We start from the raw sequence: 21,706 nt of genomic DNA, 5'->3' as shown, positions 1-21,706 counted from the left end.
TGCACCATGGGCGCCGTCCTGCACCACGGCCGCCTCACCCTGTGCACCGACCTCGAGGAGGCCATCAGAATGCACGAGGAAATCCTCAGGGTCCCCCCGGACACGCAGGACGAGTGAGAACCGAGGGGCACGAACAGCCACACCCATCACCAAAAAGACCGACGTGACGGGGGCGGCCGGCCGCGCTAGACGAGGCGAAACCAAGGAGTTTTCGATGGATACCAAGGCCCTGATCGCCGCCTATTACGACGCCTTCAATGCCGGTCGCACCGACGAGATGCTGGGCTACCTGCATGACGAGGTCGAGCATCATGTCAACGAGGGTGGCGTCCGGCGCGGCAAGGCGGCATTCGCCGAGTTCAACGCCCACATGACCCGCAGCTATCACGAAAACCTGACCGACATGGTGATCTTCGCCAACGAGGCGGGCGACCGGGCGGCGGCGGAATTCGTGGTCAATGGCACCTATCTGGCGAACGACGAGGGCCTGCCCGAAGCCAGGGGCCAGACCTACGTCCTGCCCGCCGGCGCCTTTTTCGCCATCCGGGACGGCAAGATCGCGCGGGTGACGACCTATTACAACCTTGCCGAATGGATGCGGCAGGTCTCGGCGTGATCCGCACCGCCTGCCTGACCGGGGATGCCGTGGCGGCCGTGCTGGACGATCTGGCGCGGCTACGCATCGCGGTGTTCCGCGACTGGCCCTATCTCTATGACGGCGACCTGGATTACGAGCGCGACTATCTGCGGGCCTATCAATCCCCCGGTGCGGTGGTGGTCGCGGCCTGGGACGGCAGCCGCATGATCGGTGCCGCGACCGGCGCACCGATGGAGGATCACGCGGGCGATTTCGCCGCCGCCTTCGCCAACCGGCCCGAGCGGCTGGACCAGATCTTCTATTGCGCCGAATCGGTGCTCTTGCCCGAGTATCGCGGCCAGGGGCTGGGCCACGCCTTCTTCGACGGGCGCGAGGCGCAGGGCCGCGCGCTTGGCCGCCGCTACAGCGCCTTTTGCAGCGTGATCCGCCCCTCGGACCACCCGCTGCGGCCCGCAGGCTATCGCCCGCTGGACGGATTCTGGCGCAAGCGCGGCTATGCGCCCCTGCCCGGCGTGATCGCCAGCTTCGACTGGAAGGACATGGGCGAGGCCGAAACAACCCGCAAGCCACTGCAATTCTGGATGAAAACCCTGTGAGCCGGATCGTGAAACTCGCCGCTGCGGCCTATCCCTTCGACTGGCTGGCGGATCTGGACGCCTATCGCGCCAAGATCACCGCCTGGGTCGAGGAAGCCGCCGATTGCGACCTGCTGGTCTTTCCCGAATATGGCGCGATGGAGCTGGCCTCGCTGGGCGGGCGCGCAGTCGCGGGCGATCTGGAGGCATCGCTGCACGAGGTCGCCCGGCACGAGGCGGCGCGCGATGCGCTGCATGCCGATCTAGCGGCACGGCACGGGCTGCATATCCTTGCCGCCTCGGGACCGCATTTCGACGGGCCGCGCCCGGTCAACCGCGCGGTGCTGTTCGGACCCGAGGGGCGGATCGGCCATCAGGACAAACAGGTCATGACCCGGTTCGAGCGCGAGGACTGGGACGTGATCGGCGCGCCCGGCCTGCGGGTCTTCGACACCGCCGTTGGGCGCCTGGGCGTGCTGATCTGCTATGACAGCGAGTTTCCGCTGCTCGGCCGGGTGCTGGCCGAGGCGGGCGTCGAGATCGTCCTGACCCCCTCCTGCACCGACACGGTGGCGGGGTTCAACCGGGTCCACATCGGCGCCATGGCCCGGGCGCTGGAGAGCCAATGCGTCGTCGTGCAGGCGCCGACGGTGGGCGATGCGGCATGGTGCCCGGCCATCGACGAGAATCGCGGCGCGGCGGCGATCTATGCACCCCCGGACGGGCTATGGCCGGAAAGCGGCGTTCTGGCCGAAGGGCTGATGGACGTCCCCGGCTGGGTCAAGGCCGAGGTCGACCTGGACCGGGTCGCCGAAAGCCGCCGTAACGGGCGCGTGCTGCCCTTTGCGCATTGGCCGGAAAGCGCGGCGGTGCGGGTGGCGGAGTAAGGCGGGTTTGCCGGAGGTCTGGTCAGGACGGCAGGACGGGAGAAAGTGGGCGGCCCATCGCCCCTCCCTGCCAACGGGTTTCAGAGCTTGAGGGTCCAGAACTCGCGGTCAAATGTTTGGCCATAAAGCGAGATTCCGGGCGTTACCTCGGTCAGGCGAAACCCGAGCCGCGAATAGAGCCTTCTTGCATCCCCAAGGCAGCTATAGGTTTCCAGGCGCAGTTCGGCCATGCCATGATTGCGGGCGTGCCTGAGCGCCGTTTCCATCATCGCACGAGCAATGCCCTTGCCGCGGCAAGCGGGCAGAACCAGCACAAAGTTCAGGAACGCCGAATTGCCAGGACGCTCGGAAATTGCGATCGTCGCCACCGGGCCCCGGTCGACCTCTCCGATCCAGATCCGGCTGAAATCGGTCCTGTTCCTGACGAATGCCGCGAGTTTCCCGGCTATGGCATCCCTGAATCCGCTGTCGAAGCCGAATTCGGCCGAATAGACCGCACCGTGTTGTTCGACCAGCCAGTCAAGATCGGCTTGATCGGCAATACGGATGCATGTGGTCGAATCGGTCATGGCATGTGGCCGCTATCGGTTTTCGGAAACGGAGCAAGGCGCCGGCGATGTCCGGGCGACCTCCGCCCTTGCCAAAGGTTTCTTGCAGCCGCAGCGACCGTCCACCCTGCCCAGCCAATGGCCAGGCCCGCCGCCTAGCCGTTCCCCCGCACGAATCGCGCCGCTTCTTCGGCTGCGCGGCGCAGCGCGCGGCTCTTGTTCACCGTTTCCATGAATTCGGCCTCGGGATCGCTGTCATAGACCACGCCGCCGCCGGCCTGGATATAGAGCGCGCCGTCCTTGATCACCCCGGTGCGCAGGGCGATGCACATGTCCATCTCGCCATTCGCGGCGAAATAGCCGACACCGCCGGCATAGACGCCGCGCTTTTCCGGCTCCAGTTCGTCGATGATCTCCATCGCGCGGACCTTGGGCGCACCCGAGACCGTGCCCGCCGGCATCCCTGCCAGCAGCGCCGACAGCGCATCCTCGCCTTCGTTGAGCTCGCCCACCACGTTCGAGACGATATGCATCACATGGCTGTAGCGCTCGATGGTGAACTGTTCGGTCGGGTGGACCGTGCCGATGCGCGCCACCCGGCCGACGTCGTTGCGGCCCAGGTCCAGCAGCATCAGGTGCTCGGCCAGCTCCTTCTGGTCGGCCAGCAGGTCGGCCTCCAGCGCACGGTCCTCCTCGGGCGTGGCGCCGCGCGGGCGGGTGCCGGCGATCGGACGGATCGTCACCTCGCCTTCGCGCAGCCGCACCAGGATCTCGGGCGAGGCGCCGACGATCTGGAAGCCGCCGAAGTTCAGGAAGAACATGAAGGGCGAGGGGTTGGTGCGCCGCAGCGCGCGGTAAAGCGCGAAGGGCGGCAGCGGAAAATCCATCGCCCAGCGTTGCGAGGGCACAACCTGGAAGATGTCGCCGGCGCGGATATAGTCCTTGGCCTTCTCGACCGCCGCCAGATAGGCCGGTTTCGAGAAGTTCGAGCGCAGCTCGCCGATCTTCAGGTCGTGGCCCAGGGCGCGCGGCTCGCTGGGCTGGCGGTCCAGCGCACGCAACGCCTCCATCACCCGCTCGGCGGCCTGGGCATAGGCGGCGCGGGCCGGCGTGTCCGCATCATGCCAGGCGGGCGCGCAGAGAGCCACCTCGCCCTTGACGCCGTCCAGCACGGCGACGACCGAGGGCCGCATCATCATCGCATCCGGCAGCCCCAGCGGATCGGGGTTCACGTCGGGCAGCCGCTCGACCAGCCGGATCATGTCATAGCCGAGATAGCCGAAAAGGCCGGCGGCACCCGCCGGCACGCCGTCGGGCATGTCGATGCGGCTTTCCGCGATCAGCGCGCGCAGGCTGTCCAATGCCGGGCGGTCGTCACCCGCGAATTCGTCCGAATAGCGGGCGTTGCGGTTGATGCGCGCCCTGTCGCCGCGGCATTCCCAGATCAGGTCGGGCTTCATGCCGATGAAGGAATAGCGGCCGCGGATCTCGCCGCCGGTGACGCTTTCCAGCATGAAGGAATTCGGCGCCGCCTCGGCCAGCTTCAGCATCAGGCTGACCGGCGTGTCCAGATCGGCCGCCAGCCGGATGGTCAGAAGCTGGTTGCGCCCCTTGGCCCAGCCGCGTTCGAATTCGGCGAAATCGGGGGTGATGTCCATTACTGAACCTGTGCGTTTACCGCATCCACGGCGGTCTGGTTCAGCGTCACGCCGCCCTGCACCTGAAGGGCGCGTGCGAAATAGTCGAAAACGTCCTGGCGCAGCGAATCCGCCAGCCGGGCCGAGATGCCGTCGCGGATCTGCGCGGCCTCGTCGCCCGCGGTATCGGCGGGATGGATCTTGTCCAGGGTGATCAGGAAGACCCGGTTCTCGGCATCGACCACCTCGGTCGCGCCTTCCTCGGCGATCTCGAATGCCTGGACCACCACATCCTGCGGCACGCCGTTGATGAAGCCGCCCCGGTGCAGGTTGGTGGCGGGCGTGCCCAGATCGGGGGCGGGCCGGGCCGTTGCCGGCGCGTTGCCGCCGGTCGCGTTTGCAGCGCCGGTCGCGGCCGCGCCCAGGGCCTGGGAGGCCGGCGCGGTCGCCGCCGCCGGGGCCGGCTCGATCTCGGGCTCGGCGGCCGCCTCGGCCTGCACGCGCAATTCCTCGGCCAGAGCAAGCAGCAGGCGATGCCCCTCGTTGCGCGACCAGTCTTCGGCCACGCGGTCGCGCACGTCCTCGAAGGGGATCAGCGCCGGCGGCTCGATCTTGTCCAGCCGCATCGCGAAGACGCCGCCATCCTCGGTCTCGAACAGCTCGGGAAAGTCCTTTTCGGTCAGCTGCGCCGCGCGCTCGCGGAATTCGGGATAGGCGTCGATGCCGTTCGGATCGGCCTCGGCGCCCTGGCTCCAGTCGATCCGGCCCAGTTTCATCGGCGTGTCCTGCGCCATGTCCTCCAGGGCGGCGCCGCCGGCCAGCAGGTCGGCGAACTCGCCCGCGCGTTCCTCGATCTGGCGGCGGGCGCGATCGACCGCGGCCTCGAGCCGCAGGTCGTCCCGGGCCTGCTCGAAGGGAATGTCCAGAGGCTCAAGGATCGCATTCATCGAGAACAGCGCCGGCCCCAGGTCGGAACTGGCCGGGCCGGCGACGCCGGGCTCCTCCAGCGCAAAGACTGCCTCGCCGGCGGAGCCCAGATCGGCCCGGGCGACCTCGCCCAGGTCAATGTCGGCCAGGCTCAGCCCGCGCTCGGCGGCGAGTTGCTCGAAGGTGACCTCGCCGCTGTCGATGCGCGCCTTGGCCTCCTCGGCGGCGGCCATGGTCGGAAAGACCAGGCGCTCGACCATGCGGCGCTCGGGCTGCTGGAATTCCTCGATCCGGTCCTGATAGAGATCGCGCAGCGCCTGTTCGTCGACCTCGACCTCGCCCTCCAGCATCTCGGGGGTCAGCCAGACATAGGTGATCTGGCGGATCTCGGGCGCAGTGAAACGGTCGGCATTGGCCTTGTGCCAGGCTTGCAGCGTCGTCTCGTCCGGGGTGGCGACCGGCGTGGGCAGGTCCTCGGCGGTCAGTTCGCGCCAGTGGATGTCGCGCGTCTCCAACAGCCAGCCCTGGGTCTGCGCCACCACCGGCTGGGGCGCGCTGACCCCGGCCAGCGCCGCGTCCTGCAGGATCAGCCGGGCCATGTCCATGCGCAGGTCATGCTCGAACTCGGCCTCGCGCATGCCCTCGCGGCGCAGCGCATCGGCATAGATGGCGCGGTCGAACTGGCCGTTCAGCCCGCGAAAGGCGGCGATGCCGGTGATCTGTCCGGCCACCGCCTGGTCGCCGACCGAGACGCCCAGCCGGTTCGCCTCGGCCTCGAGCGCGGCGGCGGTGTAAAGCCGCGCCAGCGCCGCCTGGTCGACGCCGATGGTCTTGGCTTCGGCGGCGCTGATCTGCCGGCCGGTGCGGGCGGAAAACTCCTGCATCTCGGCGCGCAGGGTGCGGGCATAGTCCTGGGCCGAGATCTCGACACCACCCACGCTGCCGATATCCGCCGTGCCGCCCGAGAAGTTGGTGACGCCGAAGCCGCCAAGCCCCAGAACCAGCATGCCCATCAGCAACCAGACGATGGTCGATTTGCCCTTGCCCCGCATCTTGTCGCCGTGCCCCGCCAAATTGTTCTTGTCAGTCAGCGCAAGTCTTTAGGGTGCCGAAGGCCCGGCGGCAAGGGCCGCGAGGCCGCACCGCCCCTCCCGCGGTTCACAATCCGGTCGGCCAGTCAGGGCCGGAACGCCTCCAGCCGGCGCATCAGCGCGGCGATGCCGTCCCGGTCGGCATTGGCAAAGGCGATGCGGACATGGCGCGCGCCCTCGGCGTCGCCCTCGGGCATGAACATGGTGCCGGGCAGCAGCAGCACCCCCGCCTCGCGCAGCAGGCGCTGCGCCAGTTCCGACGAGGGCATGTCGAACGGGTGCTCGGCCCAGGCGAAATAGGCACCGCAGCCCTTGACGCGCCAGCCCGGCAGCGCCGCCATGCCCTCGGCCATGGCCGCCCGGCGGGCAAGGATCTCGGCCCGCTCGCCCGCCAGCCAGTCGCGCAGGTTCGCCATACCCCAGGCCGCGCCGATCTGGCCGATCTGGCCGGCACAGATCGCGACGGTATCGAGGAACTTCTCGATCTCGACCATGTGGGCCGGACTGGCGATAACCGCGCCCACGCGATGCCCGGTCAGGCGATAGGCTTTCGAGAAGCTGTAGAGATGGATCAGCACATCGCCCCAGTCGGGATCGGCGAACAGGTCGTGCGGCGCACCCTCGCGCGCATCGAAGTCGCGATAGGTCTCGTCCAGGATCAGCGCCAGCCCGCGCGACCGCGCCAGATCGAAAAAGCCGCGCAAGGTTTCGCCCGGATATTCCGCCCCCGAGGGGTTGTTCGGACTGACCAGCACGATGGCGCTGGTGCGGGCGGTGATCAGCCTTTCGGCCTCGGCCGGGTCCGGCACCATGTCCGGGCCGCAACGCAGGGGCACGGCGCGGATGCCCTGCATGTCGAGCCACATCTTGTGATTGAAATACCAGGGCGTCGGCAGGATCACCTCGTCCCCCGCGGCGGCCAGCGTCTGGATCGCGGCGCAGAATGCCTGGTTGCAGCCCTGGGTGATCGCGACCTCTTCGGGGCGGATGGCACCGGCATAGGCGCGCGACCATTCGCCGGCCACGGCCTCGCGCAGTTCGGGGCGGCCAAGGACGGGGCCGTAGAGATGCGCGTCGGGCCGTTCCAGCGCCGCCTCGGCCATGGCGCGGCGCAGGGGGTCGGGCGGCGGCTCGACCGGCGCGGCCTGGCTGAGATTGATCAGCGGGCGCTCGGGCGGGAAGGACAGCCCGGCGAGCCAACGCCGCGCCTCCATCACCGGCGGGCGGAAGGTCGCGGCAAGGGCGGGATTGAGCGGCAGCATGAACGGGTCTCAGTCGTTGAGGCGCAATGCGCCGAAATCGGGCGGCATGGAGAGGTCGGGGGCCGAATCCGCGGCAGGCTGCGGGGTCGCGTCCCTGCCCTGCCCCGAGCCAATCGCCGGGGCTTCCGCTGGCACGGCGGTCTCGGGCAGGGCTTCGGCTTGCGGCGCAGGCTCGGACGTGACAGCCGGGCTGGCGGTCTCCTCGGTTGCCGCCCCTGTCTCGGGCATAGCGACGGCTGGCTGCGGCGGCAGGTCGGGGGCGGACGGGGCAGGTTCGGGCGCGCGGTCCAGCGCCGGCACCACCACCTTGCCGGGCGGCGGCACCGGGATCGGCGCCTCGGTCGCGGGATCGGGCAGATCGACCGGGTCGGGCTCGGGCAAGGCGATCTCGGGCGCTGCCGGACCATCGGCGGGGGCCTCGGGGCGCAGGCCGACCGGATCGGCCTGCACGGGCGCGGATTCGTCGGCCGGGCGCTGCACCATGGGCGTTTCGGCCGGGCGCCGGTCGTCGGCGGAAAGCAATGCCGGCGCCTGGGGCTGCATGTCGCTGGCGCGGTCGAATTCCGATCCGGCCGGGATGGACAGCGTCTCGGCCGCCGGACCTTCTTCGGCGGAGGGCGCCTGGGAACGCGGCGGCTGCGGCAGCGCAAGCGACAGCCCGACCAGCGCCGCGCCGCAAACCAGCGCGCCGTGAACCAGACCTGTCGCGAATCCCCTTGCCATGCCTCGACCGTCCCGCCCCCTGGCCGCACGCGCCCCGCGCGGTTTTTCTTGCCCCGCGGGCTTGACCCACCGCCGGGCTTTAGCCCATCTATAGCCGCAGATTTTCCAGGGTTCACCCCCCAATGCAAGGCGCCCCAGCCGGAAGGCCCAGACCATGATCCTGCTCATCGACAATTACGACAGCTTCACCTGGAACCTCGTGCATTACATGGGCGAGGCCGGGGCCGATGTCGTCGTCCGCCGCAACGATGCGCTGAGCGTCGATGAGGCATTGGAGATGGGCGCGCAAGGCATCGTGATCTCGCCCGGCCCCTGCGATCCCGCCCATGCCGGTATCATCGTGCCGCTGATCAGGGCGGCGGCCGAGCGTGGCCTGCCGCTTTTCGGCGTCTGCCTGGGCCACCAGGCCATCGGCGAGGCGTTCGGCGGCAAGGTGGTGCGCGCCAGCCGCATCGTGCATGGCAAGACCGACGCGATCAGTCATGACGGCACCGGGGTCTTTGCCGACCTGCCCTCGCCCCTGACCGCGACGCGCTATCATTCGCTGACGGTCGAGCCGGAAAGCCTGCCCGACTGCCTGCGCGTCACCGCCACCGCCGCGGACGGCACCATCATGGGGCTGGTGCACCGGACCCTGCCAGTCGAGGGTGTGCAGTTCCACCCTGAAAGCATCGCCTCGGAACATGGCCACGACATGATCCGCAACTTCCTGCGCCGCTGCTCGAACCTGGACCGCGCCGCATGAGCGCCGCCACCGACATCCGCCCGCTGATCGGCCTGGCCGCCACCCGCCCGCTGACCGGAACCGAGGCCGAAGCCGCCTTCGGCGCGCTGTTCGAGGGCGCGGCCACCCCCGCCCAGATCGGCGGGCTGCTGATGGCGATGCGCGTGCGCGGCGAGACGGTCGAGGAGATGGCCGCCGCCACCCGCGCCATGCGCGCGCGGATGAACCGCATCAAGGCCCCCGAGGGCGCGATGGACATCGTCGGCACCGGCGGCGACGGCAAGGGCACGCTGAACATCTCGACCGCCACGGCCTTCGTGGTCGCGGGCGCCGGCGTGCCGGTCGCCAAGCACGGCAACCGCAACCTGTCCTCCAAGTCGGGCTCGGCCGATGCGCTGACCCATCTGGGGCTGAACGTGATGTCCACGCCCGAGATCGCGGAGGCCGCGCTGGCCGCGACCGGCATCTGCTTCATGATGGCGCCGGTGCATCACCCCGCCATGCGCCATGTCGGCCCGGCGCGGGCGGAACTGGGCACCCGCACCATCTTCAACCTGCTGGGGCCGATGACCAATCCCGGCCTGGTCAAGCGGCAGTTGACCGGCACCTTCGACCGGGTCTGGAACCGCCCGATGGCCGAGACGCTGCGCGAGCTGGGCTCGGAATGCGCCTGGCTGGTGCATGGCGGCGACGGCACCGACGAGATCTCGATCGCCGAGCCGACCTGGGTGGCACAGCTCAAGGACGGCGAGATCACCGAGTTCCAGATCTCGCCCGAGGATGCCGGCCTGCCCGTCCATCCGTTCGAGGCGATCCTGGGCGGCGATCCGGCCCGGAACGCCGCGGCGCTGCGGGCGCTGCTGGACGGCGCGCAGGGGGCCTATCGCGACGCGGTGGTGCTGAACGCCGCTGCCGCGCTGCTGATCGCGGGCCAGGCGGCCGACCTGCGCGAAGGCGCCGAGATCGCCCGCACCTCCATCGACAGCGGCAAGGCCAGGGCCAAGCTTGCCGCGCTGGCCGCCCAGGTCGGCGCGCCGGCGGACCCCAATGGCTGAGGGCATCCCTGTCCCGCACGCCTGGGCCGATCTGCCGTTCTTTCAGCAGGACTGGCCGGCCATCGCCGCCCGGCTGCGCGACCGCGACTGGCTGCCCGGCCCGGGCCGCGTCTTTGCCGCGCTGGAGCTGACCCCGCCGGAAAAGGTCCGGGTGGTGATCCTGGGCCAGGACCCCTATCCCACGCCCGGCCATGCCAACGGGCTGGCCTTTTCGGTCACGCCGGAAACCGCCCTGCCGCGCTCGCTGCGAAACATCTATGCCGAAATGCGCGAGGATATCGGCGCCGCCCCCCCGAACGGCGACCTGAGCCATTGGGCACGGCAGGGGGTTCTGCTGCTCAACACCTCGCTTTCCGTGCTGCCCGGGCAGGCCGGCGCCCATGCGAAATGGGGCTGGGAGAAACTGGCGCGCCAAGCCGTCGCCCGTGCGCAGGCCGAGCGCCCGCTGGCCTTCATCCTCTGGGGCAGCCACGCGCAAAAGGCGCTGGCAGGCCTGCCGCGTCCACAGGACCTGGTGATCGAAAGCGCGCATCCCTCGCCCCTGTCGGCGCGGCGCGGCTTCTTCGGTTCGCGCCCCTTCGGCCGGGTGAACGACTGGCTGAAGGCACGGGGCGAGCCGCCGATCGACTGGGCCCTTTCCGAAACCGCCGCCGCGGAGTAAAGCTGAGCCATGGATATTCTCGACCGCATCAAGGCCTACAAGCTTCAGGAAATCGCCGCCGCCAAGGCCGCCCGGCCGCTGGCCGGCATCGAGGCCGCGGCCCGCGAAGCATCGCCCCCCCGCGGCTTTGCCGCCGCGCTGACCGACAAGGCCGCGCAGGGCCATGCGCTGATCGCCGAGATCAAGAAGGCCAGCCCCTCCAAAGGGTTGATCCGCCCGGATTTCGACCCGCCGGCACTGGCCCGCGCCTATCAGGCGGGTGGCGCCGCCTGCCTTTCGGTGCTGACCGACGGCCCCAGCTTTCAGGGCGCGCCGGAATTCCTGACCGCCGCGCGCGATGCCTGCGACCTGCCGGCGCTGCGCAAGGATTTCCTCTACGATCCGTATCAGGTGGCCGAGGCCCGCGCCTGGGGCGCCGATTGCATTCTGATCATCATGGCCTCTGTCGATGACACGCTTGCCGCCGAGCTGGAGGACGCGGCCCTGCATTGGGGCATGGATGCGCTGGTCGAGGTTCACGACCGCGAGGAACTGGACCGCGCCTTGCGGCTGAAATCGCCGCTGATCGGGGTGAACAACCGCAATCTCAAGACCTTCGAGGTCAGCCTGGACACCACGCTGGACCTGGCGCCGCATGTGCCGGCCGAGCGCGATCTGGTCTGCGAGAGCGGGCTGTTCACGCCTTCCGACCTGAACCGCATGGCCGAGGCGGGGGTCAGGCGCTTCCTGATCGGCGAAAGCCTGATGCGCCAGCAGGACGTGACCGCCGCCACCCGCAGCATCCTGGGCCTCGCGGCATGAGCCTGACGCATTTCGACGCCCAGGGCCAGGCCCATATGGTGGACGTCTCGGACAAGCCCGAGACCGCACGCGAGGCGGTGGCCGAAGGCGTGGTGATCATGGCACCCGAGACGCTGGCGCTGGCACAAGGCGGCGCGGCCAAGGGCGACGTGATGGGCGTGGCGCGACTGGCGGGCATCATGGGCGCCAAGCGCACCTCGGACCTGATCCCGCTTTGCCATCCGCTGCCGATCACCAGGGTCTCGGTCGATCTGGCGGCCGACCCCGCCCTGCCCGGCATCCGCGTCACCGCCACGGTCAAGACCGCCGGCAAGACCGGGGTCGAGATGGAGGCGCTGACCGCCGTCTCGACCGCCTGCCTGACCGTCTACGACATGCTCAAGGCCGCGCAAAAGGACATGCGGATCGAAGGCATCCGCCTGCTGTCCAAGACCGGCGGCAAATCCGGCACGTTCCACGCCGCACCCTGAGGGGGAACCGATGATCAGCGTCGAAGAAGCCCGCACCCGCGTCCTGGCCCTTGCCCACGCACCCGAGCCGGAACAGGTCGCGCTGACGGATGCGCTCGGCCGCGCCATGATCGCGCCCGCCCTGGCGCGGCTGACCCAACCACCCTTCGACTCCTCGGCCATGGACGGCTATGCCCTGCGCTCGGCCGACCTGCCCGGCCCGTTGGCGGTAATCGGCACGGCAGCGGCCGGGGTGCCCTATCAGGGCGGGACGCCCCCCGGCAGCGCCATCCGCATCTTCACCGGCGCCCCGGTGCCCGCAGGCTACGACCGCGTGGTCATGCAGGAGATGGTCACGCGCGAAAGCGACCGCATCACCATCGCCGAGGCTGGGAACAACCTGAATATCCGCCCCAAGGGCAATGATTTCGCGCAAGGTTCCCGATTCCAGCCACAGCGCCCGCTGCGCCCCGCCGACCTGGCCCTGCTCGCGGCGATGAACGTGCCGCAGGTGACGGTCGCGCGCCGTCCGCGCGTCGCCGTGCTGGCCGGCGGCGACGAGCTGGTCCCTCCGGGCACCGACCCGGCGCCGGGCCAGATCATCAGCTCAAACGACATCGCCATCGCCGCGCTGGCCCGCGAGGCGGGCGCCGAGCCCCTCGTCCTGCCGCTGGCCCGCGACACCGAGGCAAGCCTGCGCGACCGCTTCGCCCAGGCCGAGGGCTGCGATCTGATCGTGACCATCGGCGGCGCCTCGGTCGGCGACCACGACCTGATCGGCAAGGTCGCGGCCGATCTGGGCATGGAGCGGGCCTTCTACAAGCTGGCCATGCGCCCGGGAAAGCCGCTGATGGCCGGGCGCATCGGTGCGGCCGCCATGCTGGGCCTGCCGGGAAATCCGGTTTCTGCCGTGGTTTGCGCGAAACTCTTCATGCAGCCGCTGATCCGCGCCATGCAGGGCCTGCCGCCGGGACCGGAGCCGCTGCAAGCCGTGCTGGGCCGCGATCTGGCGCCCGAGGGCGACCGGCAGCACTATCTGCGCGCAAGGCTTTCCCCCGGCGAAACCATGCCGGTGATCGAGCCCTTCCCGGATCAGGATTCGGCCCGGCTCTGGCTTCTGGCCGAGGCCGACGCGCTGCTGATCCGCCCCGCCCAGGATCCCGCCCGCAAGGCGGGCGAGCGCATGGGCTATCTTCTGCTCTGAACGATTAACCGGAAATTTACCCGAATCGTCATAAAGATTGACGCATCGGGTCGCCCGCGCTAGAACAATCAACGAACATGATGGCGGCCGCAGCAGATCGGGGCAGAACATGCTGACCAGGAAACAGATCCAGCTTCTTGAATTCATTCAGGCGCGAATGGCCCGCGACGGGGTGCCACCCTCGTTCGACGAAATGAAACTCGCGCTGGACCTGCGCTCGAAATCGGGAATTCACCGCCTCGTGACCGCCCTTGAGGAACGCGGGTTCATCCGCCGCCTGCCGCATCGCGCCCGTGCGCTGGAAATCGTCCGCCTGCCCGAAAGCCTCAGCAAGGGCCCGGGCTTCCAGCCCCGCGTGATCGAGGGAACCATGCCCGACCGCCCCGCCCCGCTGCCGCGCGGCGCGATGGAGGTTTCCGTCTCGGCCATCGAACTGCCGGTGATGGGCCGCATCGCCGCAGGCGTCCCGATCGAGGCGATCTCGGAAATCTCGCATCACATCGCCGTGCCGACCACGATGCTCTCCGGCCAGGACCGCCATTACGCGCTGGAGGTGCGCGGCGATTCGATGATCGAGGCCGGGATCAACGACGGCGACGTGGTGGTGATCCGCGAACAGAACGCGGCCGAGAGCGGCGACATCGTCGTCGCTCTGGTCGATGGCTACGAGGCCACACTGAAACGCTATCGGCGCAAGGGCAACATGATTGCACTGGAAGCGGCCAACCCCGCCTATGAGACCCGCGTCCTGCCCGAGGATAAGGTCCGCATCCAGGGCCGGCTAGTGGGGCTGATCCGCAGCTACTAGCCTCCGCCTGCCAGGTCTCCCGCCGCGCAGCGTTCACTTGCGCGGCACAGATCGCGGGGCAGCGTTGCGACTGCTGGCCCGCTGCGCTAACCATGGGCCAAAGGCGACAGGTCAAGGATAATCCATGCGCGCTCTGACGTTTCGCATCTTCGCTCTGCTCATGGTGCTGGCGCTGCCCGCGCGGGCCTTCGACACCAACGCCCGTGCGGCCTGGGTCTATGACGTGGCGACCGGCACCGTGCTGATGGAAAAGAACGCCGACGAGCCGCTGCCGCCCGCCTCGATGTCCAAGCTCATGACGCTGAACATGCTGTTCGAGGCGCTGCACGACGGCCGCGTGGCGATGGACACGACCTTCCCCGTCTCGACCAAGGCCTGGCAGATGGGCGGGTCGAAGATGTTCGTGGAACCCGCGGATCGCCCGACCGTCGAGGATCTGATCCACGGCATCATCATCAACTCGGGCAACGATGCCTGCGTCGTCGTGGCCGAAGGGCTCGCCGGGACCGAAGAGGCCTTCGCCCGGCTGATGAACGAACGCGCCCGGCAGCTTGGCATGGCGAATTCGCATTTCGTCAATTCCTCGGGCTGGCCGGACCCCCAGCACCGGATGTCGATGCACGATCTCGGCCTGCTCGCCACCCGGCTGATCACCGAATTCCCTGAACTCTACAAGAATTTCGCCCTCACCGAATACAACTACAAGGGGCGGGTGCCCTCGAATGCGGGCAACCGCAACCCGCTGCTGCGGCTTGGAACCGGCGACTGGAAGGCCGACGGGCTGAAGACCGGCCACACGCAGGAGGCGGGCTACGGGCTTGTCGGCTCGGCCGTGCAGGGCGACCGGCGCATCGTCTTCGTCATCACCGGCCTCTCCAGCGAAAAGGCCCGGGCCGAGGAAGCCGAGCAGATCGTGAACTGGGCCTATCGCCAGTTCACCATGCGCACCATCATCCCCAAGGACGAGATCGTCATCCAGGCCCCGGTCTGGCTGGGCGACAAGGGCCGGGTCGGCCTGACCACCCGGGATGGCGTCCGGGTTCTGATCCCCGCCGGCTCACAATCCGGCGTGAAGGCCGAGGCGGTGTTCAAGGGCCCGATCGAGGCCCCGATCACCAAGGGCGACCAACTGGGTGAACTGATCGTGGACATCCCCGGCGCGGGGCAATCCCGCCTGCCGCTGCTTGCCGCCAGCGATGTCGCCCGCACCGGGGTATTCGGCCGGATCCAAAGCGCGGCCTTCCGCCTGGGCGAACGCGCGATCCAGTCGGTGCGAAACTGAAGCCGCTCCCCATGTTCATCAGCTTCGAGGGCATCGACGGATCGGGAAAATCCACCCAGGCGCGGCGGCTGGTGCAGGCGCTGACGGCGCAGGGCACCGAGGTGTTGCTGACCCGCGAACCCGGCGGCAGCGAAGGCGCCGAGGAGATCCGGCGCCTGCTGGTCGAGGGCTGCGGCGAGCGCTGGTCACCCGAAACCGAATTGCTGCTTTTCACCGCCGCCCGCCGCGACCATGTCGAGCGGCTGATCCAGCCGGCGCTGGCCCGCGGCGCCTGGGTCGTCACCGATCGTTTCGCCGATTCCAGCCGCGTCTATCAAGGGCTGGCCCGTGCCGAACTGCGCCAGTTGGTCGAGGAACTGCACCGGCTGACCATCGGCATCGAGCCCGACCGCACCTTCATCATCGATATAGACCCGGCGGTGGCGCTGGCCCGCGGCCAGGCCCGCGGCGGGGTCGAGGATCGGTTCGAGACGCTGGGCCTGGGTTTCCAGCGGAAGCTGCGCGAGGGCTTCCTGGCGCTGGCCGCCGAAGCCCCCGGACGCATCCGGGTGATCGACGGCAACGGCAGCGAGGATGAGGTGGCCGCGCGCGTGCTGGCGGCCCTGGCATGAGAAAATCCGAGATGAGCGACGCGCCGCTTCCCGAACCCGACCGCGTCCCCGGTGCCCCGCACCCACGCGATGCGGCGCGCATCATCGGTCAAGACGCCGCGGTGGCGGACTTCCTGGCCGCCGCCCAGGCGCATCGCCTGCACCATGCCTGGCTGATCTCGGGACCGCGCGGCACCGGCAAGGCCACCCTGGCGTGGAACATCGCGAAATGGCTGCTCAGCGGCGCCGGCACGCCCGACCTGACCGTGCCGCCCGACGATCCGACCATCCGCCGCATCCGCGCCTTGTCCGAACCGCGGCTGCATCTGGTCCGCCGCCCCGTCGATGAAAAGACCCTGCGCCTGCGCGCCGAGATCACCGTGGACGAGATCCGCCGCCTTCAGGGCTTTTTCCACATGAGCGCGGCCGAGGGCGGGCATCGCGTCGCCATCATCGACGCCGCAGACGAGATGAACCAGGCCGCCGCCAATGCGCTGCTGAAGCTGCTGGAGGAACCGCCGCAGGCCTCGACCCTGCTCTTGGTCGCGCATCAGCCGGCGCGGCTCTTACCGACCATCCGTTCGCGTTGCCGCGAGTTGCGGCTGCATCCGCTGAGCCCCGAGGACATGGGCCAGGTGCTGCACGACCTTGGGCTCGACCACGACGCGGCACGGCTCTCGGCACTCTCGGGCGGCTCGATCGGCGAGGCGCTTCGGCTCGCCGGACAGGACGGGCTGGCCGTCTATCAGCGCATCACTGGGCTTTTTGCCGATTATCCGCGCATGGACCGCCGCGCCGCCGCCGCCTTGGCCGAGATGGCCGCCGGCCGCGCGGGGGCCGAGGGCGACCCCTTCGACCTGGTCGTGACCCTGCTCGACCGCTTCCTGACCCGGGCCGCGCGCAGCGGCCTGCTGGGCGCCCCCCTGCCCGAGGCGGCCGAGGGCGAGGCCGAGGTGCTCAGCCGCATTTCCCCCGACCCGGCGGCGGCACGGCTTTGGGCGGCCGCCCAGGCCCAGCTTTCGGCGCGGGCCCGCGCCGGGCGGGCGGTCAACCTTGACCCTTCCGCGCTGGTGTTGGATATGCTGATCGGGCTTGCGAACCAGCCTGCCGTCTGACGGAACCTGCCTATGTCCGAATCCGATCCTCCCCTCCTGGTGGACAGCCATTGCCACCTGGACTTTCCCGATTTCGAGGGCGAGCAGGCCGAACTGGTCGCGCGCGCCCGGGCGGCGGGCGTCACCCGCATGGTCACGATCTGCACCCGGCTGCGCAACGAGCCCGCCGTGCGCGCCATCGCCGAGGCCCATGCCGGCGTCTTCTATGCCGCCGGCACCCATCCGATGCACGCCGCCGAAGAGCCGCTGGCCACCGTCGAGGAACTGGAGGCCCTGTCGCTTCATCCGCGCTTCATCGGCATCGGCGAGACCGGGCTCGATTACCACTATACCGCCGACAGCGCCGCCGTGCAGGCTGAAAGCCTGCGCATCCATATCGAGGCCGCACGCCGCACCGGCCTGCCGCTGATCGTCCACTCCCGCGATGCGGACCAGGACATGGCCCGCATCCTGACCGAGGAACATCGCGCCGGCGCCTTCAACGGCGTCATGCATTGCTATACCAGCGGGCAGGAACTGGCGCGGGTGGCGCTGGACCTGGGCTTTTACCTGTCCATGTCCGGCATCGCGGCCTTCCCGCGCTCGACCGAGATCCGCGAGATCTTTGCCGCCGCGCCGGCCGACCGCATCCTGGTCGAGACCGACGCGCCCTATCTCGCCCCGCCGCCCTATCGCGGCAAGCGCAACGAGCCGGCCTATGTCGTCCATACCGCCCGGGTCGGCGCCGAATTGCTGGGCATGACCGAATACGAATTCGCAAGCCTCACCACGCTGAATTTCGAGCGGCTGTTCCGCAAGGCCGTGGCATGATCCGGGCCACCGTCCTGGGCTGCGGCTCTTCGGGCGGCGTTCCGCGGCTGGGTAATCGCTGGGGCGAATGCGACCCGGCCAATCCGCGCAACCGGCGCCGCCGCTGCTCGCTTCTGGTCGAGCGTTTCGGCCATGACGGGGCAACGCGGCTGTTGATCGACACCGGCCCCGACCTGGTGCCGCAATTGCTGGATGCGGATGTCGCCGAACTGGACGCAGTCGCCTATACCCATGCCCATGCCGACCATATCCACGGCATCGACGACCTGCGGCAGATCGTCTTCAACATGCGCCGCCGGATGCCGGTCTGGGCCGACCAGCCGACCGCCGCCGCGCTGAAGACCCGCTTCGGCTATATCTTCGAGACGCCGCCCGGCTCTTCCTATCCGCCGATCTGCGACATGCAACCGATCCGCGGTCCCTTCGCCATCGAGGGCGCGGGGGGCAGCATCGAACTCGCCCCGTTCGAGGTCAACCACGGCGACATGAACGCGCTCGGCTTTCGCATCGGCGGGGTCGAGCAGAGCCTGGTCTACCTGCCCGACGTGCTGGCGATCCCCGAGGAAGCCTGGAGCACGATCATGGGCTGCGACGTGTTCATCTGCGACGCGCTGCGACGCATCCCGCATCCCAGCCACGCCCATCTGGCGCTGACGCTGGAATGGATCGCGCGTTCGGGCTGCGCGCGGGGCGTGATCACCAACATGCATGTCGACCTGGATTACGACGCCGTCATGCACGAGACGCCCGAGAATGTCGTGCCCGCCCATGACGGCATGCGGATCGAGCTGATATGACCGCTCTTTTCGACGTCATCCTGCCCGTCTTCCTGGTGGTTGGCTTCGGTTACCTGGTCTGCTGGCGCAAATGGCTGACCGAAGTGGCGGTCGATGGCGTCATGCGCTTCGCCCAGAACTTCGCCCTGCCGGTGCTGCTGTTCGGCGCCATCGCCCGGCTGGACCTGGGCGCCAACTACAACCCGCTCTTGCTGCTGGCCTTCTACAGCGGCGCGCTTCTGTCCTTTGCGCTAGGAACCGGCCTCTCGATCTATTGGCTGAAGCGACCCATCGAGGACGCCATCGCCATCGGCTTCGTCTGCCTGTTCTCGAACTCGCTGCTTCTGGGCGTGCCGATCACCGAGCGCGCCTATGGACCCGAGGCGGTGCTGGCCAACTTCACCATCATCTCGGTACATTCGCCGCTGCTTTACACCTTTGGCATCACCGCGATGGAATTCGCCCGCGCGCGGGGCCAGAACCTGTCGGTGGGCGGGGTGGCGCTGCGGGCGCTGTCGGGGGTGCTGCACACGCCGCTGGTCATCGGCATCCTCGGCGGCTTTGCCCTGAACCTGCTGACCCAGGCCGGGCTGGTCATGCCCGAGGGATTCTGGGCGGCGGTCAGGATGATGTCCAGCGCCGCGCTGCCTGCGGCGCTGTTCGGGCTGGGCGGTGTACTCTATCGCTATCGCCCCGAGGGCGAGGCGCGGGCGATCGCGATGTGCTGCTGCATCTCGCTGCTCCTGCATCCGGCCGTGACCTTCGGTCTGGGCAAGCTTTTCGCACTGAGCGTCGCCGAGATGCGCTCGGCCGTGGTGACGGCCGCCATGCCGCCGGGGGTCAACGCCTATCTCTTCGCCCTGCTTTACGGGGTGGCCAAGCGGGTCGCGGCCTCGGCGGTGCTGGTGGCGACGGCGCTTTCCATGCTGACGGTCTGGTTCTGGCTCAGCGCCCTGCCCTGACATGAAAACGCCGCCCCGAAGGGCGGCGTTCGGTCTTACCCTGGGGTCAGCCCTCTGAGTTTTTCGGATCTTCTTCTGAGCATCTCGACGGTTGTGAGGAGCGCGATGGAGAAGATGACCAGCAGCGTGGCGACGGCGAGGATGGCGGGCGAGATCTGCTCGCGGATGCCGTTCCACATCTGGCGCGGGATGGTCTGCTGGTCCGGCCCGGCGATGAACAGCACCGCCACCACCTCGTCGAAGGAGGTCACGAAGGCGAACAGCGCCCCCGAGATCACCCCGGGCAGGATCAGGGGCATGGTGATGCGGAAGAAGGTCGTGCGCGGGTTCGCCCCCAGGCTCGCCGCCGCCCGGTTCAGCGACTGGTCGAAGCCGATCAGCGTCGCCGTCACCGTGATGATCACGAAGGGAATGCCCAGCGTGGCATGGGCCAGGATCACCCCCAGATAGGTGCCCGCCAGCCGGCCGCATTGCGGGTCCAGGCCGATCCAGGTCAGGGGCTCGCAGGGGTTCGAGTAGAAGAAGAACATCCCCGTCGCGGTGATGATGATCGGCACGATCATCGGCGAGATCAGCACCGCCATGATCGCCCGGCGATACGGCATCTCGGGCCGCGACAGCCCCAGCGCCGCCAGCGTGCCCAGCACCGTGGCCAGGATGGTCGAGAAAAAGCCGATGATGATCGAGCTTTTCGCCGCATTCACCCATTTCGCGTTCCGCCAGGCATCCGCCCACCAGCTCAGGTCGCGCGGCGCGTCCGGCCGCGCCATGCCGAAGGTCAGCAGGCTGTCGTACCAGCGCAGCGAATAGCCGTCCGGGTCGAAGGACAGCATCCGGTCGGTGAAGGTGAAATAGGGCTCGGCGTTGAAGCTCAGCGGGATCACCACCACGATCGGCGCGATCAGGAAGAAGAAGATCGCCGCGCAGATCGCCAGATAGGCGTAGTGCCAGGTCTTCTCCAAGGGCGAGGCATAGGTCGGAAGCGCCATGGCGGTTACCCCAGTTTCAGGTTGTCGATGCCGACGAGACGGTCGTAGACCCAGTAGAGGATCAGCACCCCGCCCAGCAGCAGCGCCGCCAGCGCGGCCGCCATGGACCAGTTCAGCGTCTGCGTCATGTGCATCGCGATCATGTTGGAGATCAGCTGCCCCGACGAGCCGCCGACCAGCGCCGGCGTGATGTAGTAGCCCACCGCCAGGATGAACACCAGCAGCGCCCCCGCCCCCAGCCCCGGCAGGGTCTGCGGGAAATAGATGCGGCGGAAGGCGGTCCAGCTGGTCGCGCCCAGGCTGCGCGCGGCGCGCACGTAGCTGGGATTGATGGTGCGCATCACCGAATAGAGCGGCAGGATCATGAAGGGCAGCAGGATATGGGTCATGGCGATGATCGTGCCGGTCTGGTTGAAGATCATCTGCAGCCGCTGGTTGTTGCCGATCACCCCCAGCCAGACCAGCACGTCGTTGACCACGCCCTGCTGCTGCAACAGCACGATCCAGGCCGTGGTCCTGACCAGCAGCGAGGTCCAGAACGGCAGCAGCACCAGGATCATCAGCAGGTTGGACTGCCGCATCGGCAGGGTGGCCAGCAGATGCGCGACCGGAAAGCCCAGGAGGAAGGTGGTGGCGGTGATGGCCAGCGACAGCCAGAAGGTGCGCAGGAACAGCTTGCCGTAGATCTGCTGCTGCGCCGGGGCGGAGACGATGTCGCCCTGGTCGTCGCGGGTGCGGTCCACCGCCGCGAGGTAGAAGTTGGCGGTATAGGGCGAGGCGGCCTCTCGCATCACCGACCACAGCCGGGGATTGCCCCACCGGGCGTCCATCTCCAGGATCGCCTCGCGATAGGGCGGCTCGATGCCGCCGCGCGCCTGCCGCCCGGCCGAGGTGAACAGCGACCGCGTGCCCGGCATGTCGTAGTTGATGCGGGTGCCGACCACGCCGATGGTGCGGGCCTGGGCGGCGGCGGTCAGGTCGGCGGCCAGCGCCGCCCAGGCCGCATCGTCGGGCTCGGTGCCGCGGGGGTTGTCGTGGAACCAGGCGCTGAGCTGCGGCATGTTGGCCGAGAAGCCCTCGTTCTTGACCGAGCGCTGCAGCATCTGCCCGATCGGCACCACGAAGGTGATCAGCACGAAAAGCAGAAGCGGAAGCACCAGGAAAAACGCACGACGACGCGCACGACGCGAACTCCGCGCAAGCGCAGATCTCAACGGACGACCGTCGGCGGT

At 68.8% G+C, this 21,706-nt stretch carries 23 protein-coding genes; 16 read left to right on the top strand and 7 right to left on the bottom strand.

Features of this window, described 5'->3' with window-relative positions:
• Window positions 1-214: 214 nt before the first annotated feature.
• The 3 genes from BLT64_RS24175 to BLT64_RS24165 are packed head-to-tail and all read left to right on the top strand — an operon-like array spanning window position 215 to window position 2,060.
• Window positions 215-616, top strand: coding sequence for a ketosteroid isomerase-related protein (locus BLT64_RS24175; RefSeq protein ID WP_011748415.1), 402 nt, complete (start codon window positions 215-217; stop codon window positions 614-616).
• The gene (locus BLT64_RS24170) at window positions 613-1,194 is read left to right on the top strand and encodes a GNAT family N-acetyltransferase (RefSeq protein WP_011748416.1); all 582 of its coding nucleotides are present in this window, start codon (window positions 613-615) and stop codon (window positions 1,192-1,194) included. The genes BLT64_RS24175 and BLT64_RS24170 overlap by 4 nt, the downstream gene beginning before the upstream one ends.
• 8 nt (window positions 1,195-1,202) lie before the next feature.
• Window positions 1,203-2,060 (top strand): carbon-nitrogen hydrolase family protein, encoded by an 858-nt coding sequence (locus tag BLT64_RS24165; protein WP_011748417.1) that lies wholly within the window; start codon window positions 1,203-1,205, stop codon window positions 2,058-2,060.
• Between the two features lie 80 nt (window positions 2,061-2,140).
• Here BLT64_RS24165 and BLT64_RS24160 read toward each other — a convergent pair whose 3' ends face one another.
• The 5 genes from BLT64_RS24160 to BLT64_RS24140 all read right to left on the bottom strand — a co-directional run bounded on the left by BLT64_RS24160 (window position 2,141) and on the right by BLT64_RS24140 (window position 8,248).
• Window positions 2,141-2,629: a GNAT family N-acetyltransferase gene (locus BLT64_RS24160; protein WP_011748418.1), complete on the bottom strand. Its 489-nt coding sequence runs from the start codon at window positions 2,627-2,629 to the stop codon at window positions 2,141-2,143.
• A gap of 134 nt (window positions 2,630-2,763) precedes the next feature.
• A complete protein-coding gene (trpE, locus tag BLT64_RS24155) occupies window positions 2,764-4,266 on the bottom strand; it encodes an anthranilate synthase component I (RefSeq protein WP_011748419.1) in 1,503 nt (500 codons plus the stop codon).
• The gene (locus BLT64_RS24150; protein WP_011748420.1) at window positions 4,266-6,224 is read right to left on the bottom strand and encodes a SurA N-terminal domain-containing protein; all 1,959 of its coding nucleotides are present in this window, start codon (window positions 6,222-6,224) and stop codon (window positions 4,266-4,268) included. The genes trpE and BLT64_RS24150 overlap by 1 nt, the downstream gene beginning before the upstream one ends.
• 125 nt (window positions 6,225-6,349) lie before the next feature.
• Window positions 6,350-7,525, bottom strand: coding sequence for an aminotransferase (locus BLT64_RS24145; protein ID WP_011748421.1), 1,176 nt, complete (start codon window positions 7,523-7,525; stop codon window positions 6,350-6,352).
• 9 nt (window positions 7,526-7,534) lie between these two features.
• Window positions 7,535-8,248, bottom strand: a complete 714-nt coding sequence (locus BLT64_RS24140) for a hypothetical protein (protein ID WP_011748422.1) — start codon at window positions 8,246-8,248, stop codon at window positions 7,535-7,537.
• Window positions 8,249-8,402: 154 nt separating this feature from the next.
• On the opposite strand from BLT64_RS24140, the gene BLT64_RS24135 reads away from it, so the two are divergent.
• From BLT64_RS24135 to BLT64_RS24075, 13 genes are all read left to right on the top strand, one after another.
• Entirely contained in the window at window positions 8,403-8,993 is a 591-nt protein-coding gene (locus tag BLT64_RS24135; RefSeq protein WP_011748423.1) for an anthranilate synthase component II, read from the top strand.
• Window positions 8,990-10,027 carry an anthranilate phosphoribosyltransferase gene (gene trpD, locus BLT64_RS24130; RefSeq protein WP_011748424.1) on the top strand — a complete coding sequence of 346 codons (1,038 nt, stop codon included), beginning with the start codon at window positions 8,990-8,992 and terminating at the stop codon, window positions 10,025-10,027. Before BLT64_RS24135 ends, trpD begins: the two co-directional genes overlap by 4 nt.
• Window positions 10,020-10,688 (top strand): uracil-DNA glycosylase, encoded by a 669-nt coding sequence (locus tag BLT64_RS24125; protein ID WP_011748425.1) that lies wholly within the window; start codon window positions 10,020-10,022, stop codon window positions 10,686-10,688. Before trpD ends, BLT64_RS24125 begins: the two co-directional genes overlap by 8 nt.
• A gap of 9 nt (window positions 10,689-10,697) precedes the next feature.
• Window positions 10,698-11,489 carry an indole-3-glycerol phosphate synthase TrpC gene (gene trpC, locus BLT64_RS24120; protein ID WP_011748426.1) on the top strand — a complete coding sequence of 264 codons (792 nt, stop codon included), beginning with the start codon at window positions 10,698-10,700 and terminating at the stop codon, window positions 11,487-11,489.
• Window positions 11,486-11,959 carry a cyclic pyranopterin monophosphate synthase MoaC gene (gene moaC / locus BLT64_RS24115; protein WP_011748427.1) on the top strand — a complete coding sequence of 158 codons (474 nt, stop codon included), beginning with the start codon at window positions 11,486-11,488 and terminating at the stop codon, window positions 11,957-11,959. Before trpC ends, moaC begins: the two co-directional genes overlap by 4 nt.
• A 10-nt stretch (window positions 11,960-11,969) precedes the next feature.
• Window positions 11,970-13,142 (top strand): molybdopterin molybdotransferase MoeA, encoded by a 1,173-nt coding sequence (locus tag BLT64_RS24110; protein ID WP_011748428.1) that lies wholly within the window; start codon window positions 11,970-11,972, stop codon window positions 13,140-13,142.
• 109 nt (window positions 13,143-13,251) lie between these two features.
• On the top strand, window positions 13,252-13,950 hold the full coding sequence (gene lexA, locus BLT64_RS24105) for a transcriptional repressor LexA (protein ID WP_011748429.1): 699 nt from the start codon (window positions 13,252-13,254) through the stop codon (window positions 13,948-13,950).
• A gap of 124 nt (window positions 13,951-14,074) precedes the next feature.
• Window positions 14,075-15,232 (top strand): D-alanyl-D-alanine carboxypeptidase family protein, encoded by a 1,158-nt coding sequence (locus BLT64_RS24100; protein WP_011748430.1) that lies wholly within the window; start codon window positions 14,075-14,077, stop codon window positions 15,230-15,232.
• Window positions 15,233-15,243: 11 nt separating this feature from the next.
• A complete protein-coding gene (gene tmk / locus BLT64_RS24095) occupies window positions 15,244-15,843 on the top strand; it encodes a dTMP kinase (protein WP_011748431.1) in 600 nt (199 codons plus the stop codon).
• A gap of 11 nt (window positions 15,844-15,854) precedes the next feature.
• Entirely contained in the window at window positions 15,855-16,937 is a 1,083-nt protein-coding gene (locus BLT64_RS24090; RefSeq protein WP_041529940.1) for a DNA polymerase III subunit delta', read from the top strand.
• 12 nt (window positions 16,938-16,949) lie between these two features.
• Entirely contained in the window at window positions 16,950-17,747 is a 798-nt protein-coding gene (locus tag BLT64_RS24085; RefSeq protein WP_011748433.1) for a TatD family hydrolase, read from the top strand.
• Complete coding sequence (locus BLT64_RS24080; protein WP_011748434.1) at window positions 17,744-18,544, top strand: MBL fold metallo-hydrolase; 801 nt, start codon at window positions 17,744-17,746, stop codon at window positions 18,542-18,544. Before BLT64_RS24085 ends, BLT64_RS24080 begins: the two co-directional genes overlap by 4 nt.
• Window positions 18,541-19,485 (top strand): AEC family transporter, encoded by a 945-nt coding sequence (locus BLT64_RS24075; protein ID WP_011748435.1) that lies wholly within the window; start codon window positions 18,541-18,543, stop codon window positions 19,483-19,485. The genes BLT64_RS24080 and BLT64_RS24075 overlap by 4 nt, the downstream gene beginning before the upstream one ends.
• A gap of 35 nt (window positions 19,486-19,520) precedes the next feature.
• Here BLT64_RS24075 and BLT64_RS24070 read toward each other — a convergent pair whose 3' ends face one another.
• Complete coding sequence (locus tag BLT64_RS24070) at window positions 19,521-20,474, bottom strand: ABC transporter permease (protein WP_011748436.1); 954 nt, start codon at window positions 20,472-20,474, stop codon at window positions 19,521-19,523.
• A gap of 5 nt (window positions 20,475-20,479) precedes the next feature.
• Window positions 20,480-21,706 (bottom strand): ABC transporter permease (locus tag BLT64_RS24065; protein WP_074810567.1); only part of this gene is annotated, 1,227 nt, incomplete at its 5' end.

The organism is Paracoccus denitrificans (assembly GCF_900100045.1).
GTDB lineage: Bacteria > Pseudomonadota > Alphaproteobacteria > Rhodobacterales > Rhodobacteraceae > Paracoccus > Paracoccus denitrificans.
This window is presented reverse-complemented; position numbering and strand designations above follow the sequence as displayed.

Coding starts and splice junctions, on each gene's coding strand:
- BLT64_RS24125 (WP_011748425.1), top strand. CDS start 10,020: ATGGCTGAGGGCATCCCTGTCCCGCACGCCTGGGCCGATCTGCCGTTC.
- BLT64_RS24175 (WP_011748415.1), top strand. CDS start 215: ATGGATACCAAGGCCCTGATCGCCGCCTATTACGACGCCTTCAATGCC.
- BLT64_RS24100 (WP_011748430.1), top strand. CDS start 14,075: ATGCGCGCTCTGACGTTTCGCATCTTCGCTCTGCTCATGGTGCTGGCG.
- BLT64_RS24070 (WP_011748436.1), bottom strand. CDS start 20,474: ATGGCGCTTCCGACCTATGCCTCGCCCTTGGAGAAGACCTGGCACTAC.
- BLT64_RS24085 (WP_011748433.1), top strand. CDS start 16,950: ATGTCCGAATCCGATCCTCCCCTCCTGGTGGACAGCCATTGCCACCTG.
- BLT64_RS24110 (WP_011748428.1), top strand. CDS start 11,970: ATGATCAGCGTCGAAGAAGCCCGCACCCGCGTCCTGGCCCTTGCCCAC.
- BLT64_RS24145 (WP_011748421.1), bottom strand. CDS start 7,525: ATGCTGCCGCTCAATCCCGCCCTTGCCGCGACCTTCCGCCCGCCGGTG.
- BLT64_RS24140 (WP_011748422.1), bottom strand. CDS start 8,248: ATGGCAAGGGGATTCGCGACAGGTCTGGTTCACGGCGCGCTGGTTTGC.
- trpC (WP_011748426.1), top strand. CDS start 10,698: ATGGATATTCTCGACCGCATCAAGGCCTACAAGCTTCAGGAAATCGCC.
- trpE (WP_011748419.1), bottom strand. CDS start 4,266: ATGGACATCACCCCCGATTTCGCCGAATTCGAACGCGGCTGGGCCAAG.
- BLT64_RS24160 (WP_011748418.1), bottom strand. CDS start 2,629: ATGACCGATTCGACCACATGCATCCGTATTGCCGATCAAGCCGATCTT.
- BLT64_RS24090 (WP_041529940.1), top strand. CDS start 15,855: ATGAGCGACGCGCCGCTTCCCGAACCCGACCGCGTCCCCGGTGCCCCG.
- BLT64_RS24075 (WP_011748435.1), top strand. CDS start 18,541: ATGACCGCTCTTTTCGACGTCATCCTGCCCGTCTTCCTGGTGGTTGGC.
- moaC (WP_011748427.1), top strand. CDS start 11,486: ATGAGCCTGACGCATTTCGACGCCCAGGGCCAGGCCCATATGGTGGAC.
- lexA (WP_011748429.1), top strand. CDS start 13,252: ATGCTGACCAGGAAACAGATCCAGCTTCTTGAATTCATTCAGGCGCGA.
- BLT64_RS24150 (WP_011748420.1), bottom strand. CDS start 6,224: ATGCGGGGCAAGGGCAAATCGACCATCGTCTGGTTGCTGATGGGCATG.
- BLT64_RS24080 (WP_011748434.1), top strand. CDS start 17,744: ATGATCCGGGCCACCGTCCTGGGCTGCGGCTCTTCGGGCGGCGTTCCG.
- trpD (WP_011748424.1), top strand. CDS start 8,990: ATGAGCGCCGCCACCGACATCCGCCCGCTGATCGGCCTGGCCGCCACC.
- tmk (WP_011748431.1), top strand. CDS start 15,244: ATGTTCATCAGCTTCGAGGGCATCGACGGATCGGGAAAATCCACCCAG.
- BLT64_RS24135 (WP_011748423.1), top strand. CDS start 8,403: ATGATCCTGCTCATCGACAATTACGACAGCTTCACCTGGAACCTCGTG.